Source organism: Bacillus sp. 05T31, assembly GCF_056396725.1.
Window position 1 is genome coordinate 1 of record NZ_JBFTMA010000070.1, and the last position, 11,419, is coordinate 11,419.

11 protein-coding genes and 2 pseudogenes are annotated in these 11,419 nt (G+C 35.2%); 3 read left to right on the plus strand and 10 right to left on the minus strand.

Annotated elements, in window-relative coordinates; all coding sequences use genetic code 11:
• Positions 1-154 (plus strand): annotated as a pseudogene (locus AC1DJR_RS07085) (Hsp20/alpha crystallin family protein); the annotation flags it as partial.
• 58 nt (positions 155-212) lie between these two features.
• On the opposite strand, the gene AC1DJR_RS07090 reads toward AC1DJR_RS07085, so the two are convergent.
• Both AC1DJR_RS07090 and AC1DJR_RS07095 read right to left on the minus strand, forming a co-directional pair.
• Complete coding sequence (locus AC1DJR_RS07090; RefSeq protein ID WP_429687850.1) at positions 213-1,451, minus strand: MDR family MFS transporter; 1,239 nt, start codon at positions 1,449-1,451, stop codon at positions 213-215.
• A gap of 84 nt (positions 1,452-1,535) precedes the next feature.
• The gene (locus tag AC1DJR_RS07095) at positions 1,536-1,928 is read right to left on the minus strand and encodes a hypothetical protein (protein WP_002137716.1); all 393 of its coding nucleotides are present in this window, start codon (positions 1,926-1,928) and stop codon (positions 1,536-1,538) included.
• 133 nt (positions 1,929-2,061) lie between these two features.
• Between AC1DJR_RS07095 and AC1DJR_RS07100 the strand changes: the two genes are divergently transcribed.
• The gene (locus AC1DJR_RS07100) at positions 2,062-3,264 is read left to right on the plus strand and encodes an alanyl-tRNA editing protein (protein WP_477002285.1); all 1,203 of its coding nucleotides are present in this window, start codon (positions 2,062-2,064) and stop codon (positions 3,262-3,264) included.
• A 44-nt stretch (positions 3,265-3,308) separates the two neighbouring features.
• On the opposite strand, the gene AC1DJR_RS07105 is transcribed toward AC1DJR_RS07100, so the two are convergent.
• Positions 3,309-3,752 (minus strand): NUDIX hydrolase, encoded by a 444-nt coding sequence (locus tag AC1DJR_RS07105; RefSeq protein ID WP_410591800.1) that lies wholly within the window; start codon positions 3,750-3,752, stop codon positions 3,309-3,311.
• Positions 3,753-3,856: 104 nt separating this feature from the next.
• Between AC1DJR_RS07105 and AC1DJR_RS07110 the strand changes: the two genes are divergently transcribed.
• Complete coding sequence (locus AC1DJR_RS07110; protein ID WP_477002286.1) at positions 3,857-4,438, plus strand: DUF6434 domain-containing protein; 582 nt, start codon at positions 3,857-3,859, stop codon at positions 4,436-4,438.
• Positions 4,439-4,445: 7 nt separating this feature from the next.
• On the opposite strand, the gene AC1DJR_RS07115 is transcribed toward AC1DJR_RS07110, so the two are convergent.
• The 7 genes and pseudogenes from AC1DJR_RS07115 to AC1DJR_RS07145 all read right to left on the minus strand — a co-directional run bounded on the left by AC1DJR_RS07115 (position 4,446) and on the right by AC1DJR_RS07145 (position 11,352).
• Positions 4,446-5,537: an acetyl-CoA C-acyltransferase gene (locus AC1DJR_RS07115; protein ID WP_477002287.1), complete on the minus strand. Its 1,092-nt coding sequence runs from the start codon at positions 5,535-5,537 to the stop codon at positions 4,446-4,448.
• Complete coding sequence (locus AC1DJR_RS07120) at positions 5,530-6,993, minus strand: acyl-CoA synthetase (protein ID WP_477002288.1); 1,464 nt, start codon at positions 6,991-6,993, stop codon at positions 5,530-5,532. The genes AC1DJR_RS07115 and AC1DJR_RS07120 overlap by 8 nt, the downstream gene beginning before the upstream one ends.
• Before the next feature lie 65 nt (positions 6,994-7,058).
• Positions 7,059-7,634: a biotin transporter BioY gene (locus AC1DJR_RS07125; RefSeq protein ID WP_060750813.1), complete on the minus strand. Its 576-nt coding sequence runs from the start codon at positions 7,632-7,634 to the stop codon at positions 7,059-7,061.
• A gap of 123 nt (positions 7,635-7,757) precedes the next feature.
• Positions 7,758-9,371, minus strand: coding sequence for a long-chain fatty acid--CoA ligase (locus AC1DJR_RS07130; RefSeq protein WP_477002289.1), 1,614 nt, complete (start codon positions 9,369-9,371; stop codon positions 7,758-7,760).
• A 168-nt stretch (positions 9,372-9,539) separates the two neighbouring features.
• A complete protein-coding gene (locus AC1DJR_RS07135) occupies positions 9,540-10,328 on the minus strand; it encodes a helix-turn-helix domain-containing protein (RefSeq protein ID WP_477002290.1) in 789 nt (262 codons plus the stop codon).
• A 268-nt stretch (positions 10,329-10,596) separates the two neighbouring features.
• Positions 10,597-11,152 (minus strand): annotated as a pseudogene (locus AC1DJR_RS07140) (GNAT family N-acetyltransferase).
• Positions 11,149-11,352 carry a hypothetical protein gene (locus tag AC1DJR_RS07145; RefSeq protein ID WP_033708017.1) on the minus strand — a complete coding sequence of 68 codons (204 nt, stop codon included), beginning with the start codon at positions 11,350-11,352 and terminating at the stop codon, positions 11,149-11,151. Before AC1DJR_RS07145 ends, AC1DJR_RS07140 begins: the two are co-directional and overlap by 4 nt.
• Between the last annotated feature and the right edge of the window lie 67 nt (positions 11,353-11,419).

An 11,419-nucleotide genomic window follows, 5' to 3' on the forward strand; every position in this document is an offset into this window, starting at 1 on the left:
TAAAAACACTTCTTTACAGCGAATTGTTCCTTTACCTACTAATATCATTTATAACAAGATGCTAGCCTGTTTAGAGAATGGATATTTAGCCATTCATATTTCCAAAAACGAAGTTGCCAATAAACATGAAAAGAAAGTTCTTTTTTCAAATTAAGGATTACTATAAACACAAACATGAGCCCGAGCAACCTTTTAGTTTGCTCGGGCTCATGTTATTTCGCATGTATTTCTATTTTAGAATTTCTAATATATCTTTTTTTCATTAAACCTTTTGTCACTAAAAGAACTGGGAACGCTACGCTTGAAAATATAGCTAATATTAAAAATACTATAAAGCCATTTTGATATCCATAATGATCGAGAAGTATCCCGCCAAACCAAGGACCAATTACTACTCCAATTCCTGAAAAGCCCATAGCTCCAAAATATGTCCCTTTCAAATGTGAAACAGCTATCTCATCAATAAATACATCTGTCATTGAAAACATTAATACTTCTCCGAATGTAAAAATAATTGTACATATAGCAGCCCCTAACATAGATTCTACTAGTCCAAATCCAAACAATCCCCCGCTCACAAATAACGTTCCAACCATAATAGATGCTAACGGCGTATACTTTTTACACATTTGAATAACAGGGTATTGAATAACTACTACTGTAATCGCATTTAAAGTTAGCATATATGAGAACAACTTTACTCCATCTTGAAATATATGTGCGTTTGCAAAATATTGAGATAGTGTCGTCGTTAAATGTGAAAAACCACTATTACTCAAAATGATTCCGACTAAAGCAACTAAAAATACTATGTCTTTTCGCAAAATCCGAACCGCACTTAACATTGTGACCGGATTTTCTGTAGTTACTTTCTTTTTATCAAGTGGATATTTCTTAAATTGAAACGCTAATATAACTGTATATAAAATGTACACTCCAGCGGCTACTACAAAAGGAATCGTTGATTTTGCACTTCCAATCTGTAATCCAACAAGTGGACCCATCGCTACTCCAACATTTATTGCACCGTAACGCAAATTATATACGAGTAAACGATACTCTGGTTTCGTTAAATCTGATAATAAAGCTCTTGATGTCGGTTCAAAAAAAGAACGACATAAKCCATTCAAAGCGTTTAATAGAAAGAAACTAAAAACATGATCTGCAACTGAAAATCCTATAAATACAAACACCCAAACAATCATGGACCATATTATAATCATCTTTCGACCAAATCGATCCGATAAATTGCCTCCAATAAAACTAGCAAACACTCCAACAAGCGCACTCGTTCCAATGATAGCACCGGTCATTCCAGCCGATACGTCTTTAACAGTCGTTAAATAAATCGCTAAAAAAGGAATGCTCATTGAAGTTGCAAACCTAGCAAATAATGTCCCTATAATGATACTCATTCCAAGTGGATGAATATGCTGTAACTTCCCCTTCATCTTTAAACCTACTCTCCCTTTTCCTACATAAAAAAAGAAAGCAAAGGATCTGCTTTCTTTTTCCTTTTTCTATACTTGAGATGTTTATACCCGAGCTGTTCTCGTTATTTCCATATCAATTCCATATGTAAACTGTAGTTCTTTACAAACATCTTTAATCAAAATAGCTACATTATACTTTTCATTAAATTCTAAAACAATGCTTTCTACTTCTTCATATGTATACTTATATTCGCCAGTAATTACACTTTTTAAATCAAAGCATTCATTAATACAAAGCTGGACGAGTAATTGTTCATACTTCTCTATGACATCTTCTTTTTTCCAAAGTAACTCCTTTACATATAACCGATCAAATTTCACACTTTCTCGATTACAATCCGTTAAAATCCGGGTCATCTCATTTAATTCTCGATATAATTCGGAAATATTTCTGCTTAAACTAAGCAACTTATCTACGCCGTTTTCATATGGCATTTTCATTCCCCCCCGCATTTTCTTCTTATTATAGCAAGAAAATTCTAAAAAWAGTTTCTTTCTTCTGAAATATTAGGAAACTAATTTCAATTGCTTTACAATGAAACTAGCTAACACGAAAGGGGAAAGAAAATTGGAGAAAAAATTATATTACATCGACGCTTATAAGAAAGACTTTACTACTAAAGTTATAAAGCAAGATTATTGTACAGAAGGAAACTTATATGTTGTCTTAAATGAAACTGCATTTTATCCAACAGGCGGCGGACAACCACACGACACTGGAACYTTAAATGGTATTCCGGTAAGTAACGTTSAAGAAGTAAATGGAGAAATTCGTCATTTYATAATARAACAATTACATACRGAAGAAGTAGAGGGTAAAATAGATTGGSARCGYCGTTTTGAYCATATGCARCAACATACGGCTCAGCACATTTTATCCGCTGCTTTTTGGGATCACTTTAACATACCGACGATCGGGTTCCATCTTGGAAAAGAAACTATAACCATTGATTTAGAAACTGCCAATCTTTCTACAGAAACTGTTGAGAAGGCCGCACAAATTGCTAATCAAATTGTTTTTGAAAACCACCCTATTCGTATTGAATGGATGAACTTAGAAGAGGCCAAAGCATTACCCCTTCGCAAAGAACCAACTATGACAGAAAATATACGGGTTGTTATCATCGAAAACTATGACTACAACGGTTGTGGTGGAACACACCCGAAACATACAGGTGAAGTAGGCCCTATTCAAGTACTAGGATGGGAGCGCAATAAAGGTGGTATACGCTTAACATTTATCGCTGGTTGGCGCGCTCTTAAATTAATGGGACAACAGCAACAAATTATGAAAGATGTTTCTAAACAATTGAACAGTAGCGACACTGATATTCCAGCAAAAGTAGCACAACTTCTTACCTCTCAAAAAGAAAACGAAAAGGCAGTACAAGCAATGAATGAAAAACTATTATTTGTAGAAGCAAATGAACTATTACAACAATCGGAAGAAATACATGCTGGAACACTTATCTCTCGAGTATTTACAAATCGTTCCATGCAAGAAATCGCAAAACTATCCGCTATTATTACAGAACAACAAGAACACGCAATTACATATTTCGTTATTGAAAATGAGGACAAATTACAATGTATTCTTGCTTGTGGTAAAGCAGTAACACTCGATATGAATACACTTTTAAAAGATGCCCTCCCTTCTATTGAAGGAAAAGGCGGAGGAAATAAAAAGAGTGCTCGTGGTGGTGGGAATGCGATTATGAGTGGGGATGAGTTTTTAAATCAACTTGTTTCTTCTTTACAGTCAGAAGTGTAAAACATGTTTATGAAGGATAGCTAACTGCTATCCTTCAACTATATTTACAAGCCTATATTTTGTTTCAAGCCTTGATAACTCCCTGCACTTGCAAAACCTTCACTTATAAGAGTTATAAAAGTTTCCGAAAAACCATATTGACTTAAATCTTTAATCGGTACCATTTGCACATCATGAATCGGATTATGATCAAACTCGTTAGAAGGTAGCGTAATTTCACCTTCAATCCTTTCAAGCAGAAACGTAATATGCAATAAAGAAGGGCTAACATCCGGTTTATCACAAACATAGAGTAGCTTCTTAATTTTAACTTCTAACCCTGTTTCTTCTCTCATTTCTCGAATCATCGCTTCTTCTAACGTTTCACCATTCTCTACCCTTCCCCCAGGTAAAGACCAATTGCGATTAGCAACTTTTTGTTTTACTAGCAATACTTTTTCATCTTCAATTAAAATTCCCGTAACACGAACTTGCATTACATTTTCCATATGTAATCYCCTCTTCCCATTAWATTTAYAAATTAATYCTTCCACAAAAAGAACRTATGTTTTATAATTAAAGAAAATTATGGAAGAAAGAAGTTGTTAYATSYATGCGYCCACCTTTAACAAATTCTATAYCWCTTGAAGATTTCCAAAACTATTATTGGTTAAAAGCAGAACTCCAAACATTTTGTCGTRAGCATGRTTTRCCAGCTAGTGGCTCTAAGATTGAAATAASCGRGCGTATCTCACATTATTTAMATACTGGTAAARTATTAAAAAACAGCTCTGRTCAAAAGGTGAGTAAAGCTTCCCTCTCTTATAAAGATCTTTCTCTTCAAACAATTATTACTGAAAATCACCGCTGTAGTGAAGATGTGCGTGCTTTTTTCAAAGAAAAAATTGGAGCAAACTTTCGCTTTACAGTAGCTCTTCAAAAGTTTTTCAAAGAGAATATTGGAAAAACATATGAAGACGCGATAACGTTTTGGTATGAAGAAAACGAACGTAAAAAAGAACCATCCTATAAAACAACTATCGGTACACAGTTTGAATACAATCGCTTTACTCGCGACTTTTTCGAAGATCCAAATAACAAAGGAAAATCAAAAGCTGATGCTATCGCTGCTTGGAATGAAATCAAAGCAAAACCTGGTAGTAATGCTTATGTTCCTCAAAAAGTAGAAAACTAGTCCCTTTCTAGTTTTCTACTTTCTCAAATAATAGCGCAAGCCCTATTCCACCACCAATTCCTAACGTCGTAATTCCATATTTCATATGCTCTCTTTGTGCTTGATAAAACAAACGTGTCACAAGCATAGCTCCAGATGCACCGTACGGATGACCGAGCGCAATTGCTCCACCATTTACATTTAATTTTTCAAAAGGAATTTGTAACTCCTTTGCACAAGCAACAATTTTTGAAGCAAATGCTTCATTTATTTCAAAATAATCGATGTCCTCTACTTTCATATTCATTTCGTTTAATAATTTGTTCACCGCAAATATCGGACCAGTCCCTGGAAGATTTGGATCCACGCCAACTACAGCACTACGAACGAAACGAAGTACAGGCTTGTATCCTAATTTTCGGGCTTGCCCCTCTTCCATTACAAGAACAGCACATGCTCCATCATTTACACCGCACGAATTACCTGCCGTTACTGTACCATTTTTCAAAAATGCGGGCTTTGTTCTTTTAATCATTCTTTCATAATTCATTTCTCGTTTTATAGCTTCGTCAAAAGATCCATTAAACGAAAGTATTTCATCTTGTAAATATCCATTTTCTACTGCTTGCAGTGTCCTTTTATAACTAAGACAAGCGTATTCGTCTTGCATTTCTCGTGTTATATTATAGCGCTCTGCAACATATTCAGCCGCCACTCCCATATTAGGATCACCAATTGTTTCTGGTGAAAATCGCGCTCTATTTTGAAAAGGTGATGTACTTGTACTCTCTACTCCTCCTGCAATATAACAATTACCTGCGCCGCCTTGAATGAAATGACATGCGGTGCGAATCGCTTCCAATCCAGCRCCRCATTGCCGRTCAATCGTTACACCAGGWATATGATAACCAAGYCCWGCYKCTAAAGCAGATAATCTTGCAACATTMCCTCCCGGCCCCACAATATTCCCTAATATGACATCGTCTATTTCTCTCTCAATTCCTTTACTTAAAAACGTAAGAAGCGGCGTTACTAATTGCTGAACTTCATAATCTTTCAACATCCCATTTTTCTTACCAATAGGTGTCCTTTTTGCTTCTACAATAACCGCTCTATTCATATATCTTCTCCCGGTTTTCAATCATATTTTTTGCTGCAATACGAGCGATTTTCCCGCTATTTGTATAAGGTATTTCATCTACAAAATGCCATTCTTTCGGTATTTTAAACGAGGATAATCGTTGTAAGCAAAAACTTTTTAATTGTTGCCTCGTAGCACTTCCTTTTACGATGGCGACAGGTTTTTCACCCCAGTAACTATCTTCTACACCAACCACAACWATTTCTTCAACAGCTGGATGTGTCTGTAATACCCTTTCTATTTCTTCTGGGAAAATATTGATTCCTCCAAATAAAATCATATTCTTCTCCCTACCAACAATATATATAAAGCCTTCTTCATCTTGGTAGCCCACATCTTGCACTGTCATCCAGCCACCTTCGGACAATTGCGGGATTATAGCTCCATCCGATACATAGCCCATAAAAAATTGATCACTTTTCACATACACAGTTCCTATCTCACCTGTCTGTACTTCTTCTCCTGCTTCATTACATATTCGAACTTGTACATTATGACAAGGTTTCCCTACTGAATTCGGTTTTCTTTCACTCTCTTCATCAACCAATGCCGTTACAAAGCTTAGCTCAGACGCACCATAAAACTCATATCTTTTTGCATAAGGAAACACATTCTTCATCTTCTCTTTTGCTTCAGCTTCCCATTTCGCTCCTGACGAAATAATTTTCATTTCACTTTCAATTACTTTATTTTCTTTATACAARGACTCAAGCATTGTAGGAACTGTATACATTACAGAAATATTCTCTATCYTTATACTAGATAGCACTTGAACTGGTACAAACTTTCTCATTATGTGTACCGTTTGCCCTAAAAACAATGCACTTATTGCGCCGTATAAGAAAAGAGAATGAACGAGCGTCCCAGCTATTAAAATAGAATCTTCTTTTTTCATATGAAAGTCATGTACATTACAATCAAAACTATGAACCCACGACTGTTGTGCACGTAAAAATGCTTTTGCCTTTCCTGTTGATCCCGATGTAAATCCCATATAAAAAGGAGCGTTTTGTACATTTTCTACAGAATAGTATGTAGGAAGATAGTTCTCAATCATTTCTTTCCATTCTTCAATCTCAATAATCCTCCCTTCTTCGCACGATATATCACTAAGCCTATACTGCTCCGCCACAATAACATCTGGTTTACTAATCACTAGTCTGTCTTTAAGCTCATCTCGTTTCCACTTTATATCTAGCGGCACACAAACCCATCCAGCCATTGCGGAACCCGCAAATAGTTGTAAAAACTCCATACTATTYTCTAATAMAATTGCTATCGTTTTATTCTGCGATTCTTTTTCATTCAACCAGTTTGCTACTTTACAAACTGACTCMAACCATTCTTTATATGTTAAWACTCKATCATTTTCYTTWAKCGCTATTTTATTTGGTTGTAAAGAGGCATACTTTTTATATTCTTTTGTAATCCCCATATGAGACGTCCTTTCTTTACAAAATAATAAAAAGAAACACGCAAGTAACGTGTTTCTCCTTTTTCTTACCCTGCATTTGTAATTTTTTTATTCTTCAAAGCAGGCGTAATAATATGTTTCAATGAACGATGTAATTTCGTTACAAGAATTGCTGCTATAGTCGCTTTTATGCAATCACCTGGTAAAAATACGGCACTTACTTTCATCGTCTGCCATATAGAAACATCCATAAAGAAAGCTTGTACAATAATACCAAATACATAAACTACGAAAATACCACCAATTATATTAATACATAATACCTTTATTATAGAAACTTCACGTAAACGCTCAATTAAATAACCAATGACAAACGCTCCAACGATATAACCAAGTAAATACCCTGCACTTGGCCCAACAAATACGCCTGGACCACCGCGTCCACCAGCAAGTAATGGTGCTCCAACTCCAACTATAAGTAAAAAAATAAGCTGACTTAACGCACCAAGACGTGAGCCTAACAATCCACCAGCAAGCATAACACCGAGTGATTGTAATGTAATTGGAACTGGTGTAATAGCAAGAGCAATTGGAGGTATTAACCCTAACACTCCCATAATAGAACTAAATAAAGCGACGAAAACTAAGTTTTTTGTATTCATGTTTGCTTCTCCTATTTGTAAACTTAAATTAGATTTTAGATAACATATTATAGGAGTTATCTTATCTTTCTATCCACTGTTTGTCAACCTCGTCTCCATATAAGTTTACAAACGTAAATTCAATTATTTCTCTTTATGCAAATGCTCAAGTTCTTTCCGAAGCGCCTGCTTTAAAAACTTCCCAACAGATGTTTTCGGAATTTCCTCCATAAATACAATATCGTCCGGTAACCACCATTTAGCAAACTGTGGTTTTAAAAACTCATATATTTCTTCTTTTGTAACCGTACTATTTTTCTTTTGAACAACACAGGCAACTGGGCGTTCTTGCCACTGCGGATGAGGAATTGCAACGACAGCCGCTTCAAATATAGCATCATGTGCCATTAAAGCATTTTCAAGATCCACTGAAGAAAYCCATTCTCCYCCGCTTTTAATAACATCTTTCGTACGATCAACAATTTTCACGCAGCCTTCCTCATCAACYGTAACRACATCWCCWGTATATAACCAACCRTCWCGRAATCCTTCGACAGTACGATCATCGTTATAATAGCTTTCAGCGATCCAAGGTGCTCGTAAACATAACTCTCCCATCTCAGTACCATCCCACTTCACTTCACCGTTTGTACCGACTACTTTCATCTCTACACCAGGGACAAGATATCCTTGTTTTGAGCGGATTTCTAATTGCTCTTCATATGATAATTCTGTTTCATAACTTTTTAAACGTGCAAGTGTTACAAGTGGGCTTGTTTCAGTCATACCATATGCATGTACGAAAGGAACATTATATTTTTGCTCAAATGCTTTAATAACGCTTTTCGGTGCAGCAGCACCACCGCATAATATTCTCGTTATACTAGATAAATCGTAACTATTATTTTCTAACTCTTGTAATACACCGAGCCAAATTGTCGGCACACCTGCTGCTATCGTTACTTTTTCAGCTTGAATCATCTCTAATAAAATTTTTGGAGTAAACATTGGTCCTGGCAGAACTTGTTTAGTTCCAAACCAAGTAGCTGCAAAAGGAAGCCCCCAAGCATTCACATGAAACATTGGTACAATAGCCATTGCCGCATCACTTTCCGATAAAGCAGCTGTATCGGCTAAACCGAGTGCCATACAATGCAAAACCGTACTACGATGCGTATATACAACACCTTTTGGGTTTCCTGTAGTCGCTGACGTATARCACATACCAGCAGGTGTATTTTCATCAATATCTTTTACAAATTGGAAATTGGGATCSCCTTCTTCTAATARCTTTTCATAATGATATACAGGMTCCAGTGTAGTWTTTGGAAGTTCRTCTTTATCAGTCATAATAATGTAGGCTTGTACAGTTGATAATTGTGATTGAATRTTTTCAACAAGTGGTACGAGATCTTCATCAATGAGTAAAATGCGATCTTCTGCGTGCTGAATAATGTATGAAATATGTTGAGGAGATAAACGAATATTAATTGTGTGTAAAACGGAAGCAATACCTGGAATAGCAAAATACGCCTCCACATGTCGATGATGATTCCACGCTAACGTTCCTATACGCTCGCCTTCTTTAATTCCTAATTTTTTTAGCGCACTTGAAAGTCTTCTCGTCCTTTCACCTAACTGCTTATACGTTAACGTCGTAACTTTATCATGTGTCCGTGAAACAATTTCTTTCTTCGAAAACAGTTTCTCTGCTCTTTCCATCATAGAACTAATTGTTAGCGGTACATTCATCATCATATTGGTTACATCCCCCTTTAAAGCGTTTTCATTTTTTGTTTATTATAACAGACTTCTACAAATGATTACGACATTTTTCTGTATTTTCTGAATTATTTCTTTGGAAATAATTCAGAACGATAAAAAACATGTTTTGAATACATTGATTCGAAACATGTTTTTTATTTTTTATAAACTATCTACCTTTTTTCTTACTTTCTTTTTCATTTTAAAAATAAAACGATTACTGTATTCCTTATTTTCTACTAAAATTCGATACATCTCCCACACTCCTACAACACGAACAAAAAGATAGACTCCAATAGCAATAAGTACAACACAGTACGGATAATACTGCACTAATTCTCCTGAAGTGATATGCTTTTTCTCAAATAAAAATGGTATCGCTCCTGCTGCTATAAAACAAAATCCAACGATCATTACTGCAGCATACTTCTTTTTAATAGTCGCATATCTTTTTGTCAATTCTTTTAAAAAGTTTGGATCAAATAGTAATTCTTCTTTTTTTAATACATTGTATCGACTCTCTTCTATCGTTACAGGTACCATCATTGCTCCAATTCCAAGGACAGCAATGATAATAACAAGGAATGTCGACATTGTTGCATTTTCTTTAAATAATAAATACGGTATTGTCGATAAAATGAGCAAACTAAATCCTAACGCAATATATTTAGAAATTTTTTGCCCATACACTATATACCCTTCCGCCATTTCCTKACTTACATAATAACCATTTTCCTTTTCATTACTTTGCTCAGCAGTTTCTTTTAATAAGTAATCAAGAGATACTTCAAATACATTTCCAATCATTATTAGTTTTTCGGTTTCAGGAAAACCTTGACCATTTTCCCATTTACTAACCGCTTGTCTTGTTGTGTTTAATTTCTCAGCTAACGCTTCTTGAGAAAGGCCTTTTTCCTTTCTTAATTTAAAAAGCTTCTCACCAAATYCCATATGTGTGTCCCCCTTTGTTTTCTTAACTAAATTGTAGGTAAACATTGCTCTTATCTCTATCTTCCTCTGGTTGCACTTTGTCAACTTACGGTTGCGATTGTGTTATATAGCGGTTTTGTATACGATTTAGCTAGTTTTCTTCTATGATTGTGGTATTAAGAAAAACAATATTTCTCAATAATCAATTATAACAATTAAAGGTAATTATTGTTATATGTAAAACAAAAACCACCTTATTCAATTAAAGGAGTTTTCAATATAAAATATTTCATTGATTCATATATCTTTTCCTAGATATACAATACCTTTTCGTATCACGATACTTACCTTTAATGAAACGTTTGAATTGTACAATCGTATTCCATATTCAAACGTTTCATTAATTTTTCAGATGCTTCATTTTCTGAATTACATCCTGCTTCAATACTATTAAGACGTAACTCATTAAAACCATAGCTAAAAAAAGCTGAAGCCGCCTCGGTAGCTAATCCTCTACCCCAATATTTTCGTGATAAGGCGTATGCAATTTCCGCTTTATGTTCAGTTACATCATATTTTATAAATCCACAAGTCCCTATGAGTTTTTGTTCCTCTCTTAATACAATTCCAAGGGGAGCTACTTTTTCTTTCTCATATTGACTCACAATTTCTTCTATATATTTTTGTGTGTCATGTAACGATTGATGAGCATCCCATACTGTATACGTTGACATTTCTTTATCTGAGGCATACTCATATATATGTAAAATATCACTCATATTAATTTCCCTTAATATAAGACGTTTCGTATACAACGCTGGATATGACCACTTCTCAACAATCATAGCGGCTTCTGCTTAAACCTTTCATAATTCCGTACCTTTAATGAAAGGATATTCCCGCAATCTGTACAAATATAAGCATCCACTGGTGAAGATGTGAACATCGTTTCCTTTTTCCGTATTTGTGCATAACCGATAAACTCACCTTCTCCTATGTTTTGAGAACCGCAATGAGAGCATGTCTGCACGTCTTTCTGTTTCATGAGAGCACCACCTTTAATCTGTTTCCACTCCCTTCGACAGTCCGCTTCCATTTCCCTTCCAAAAAAC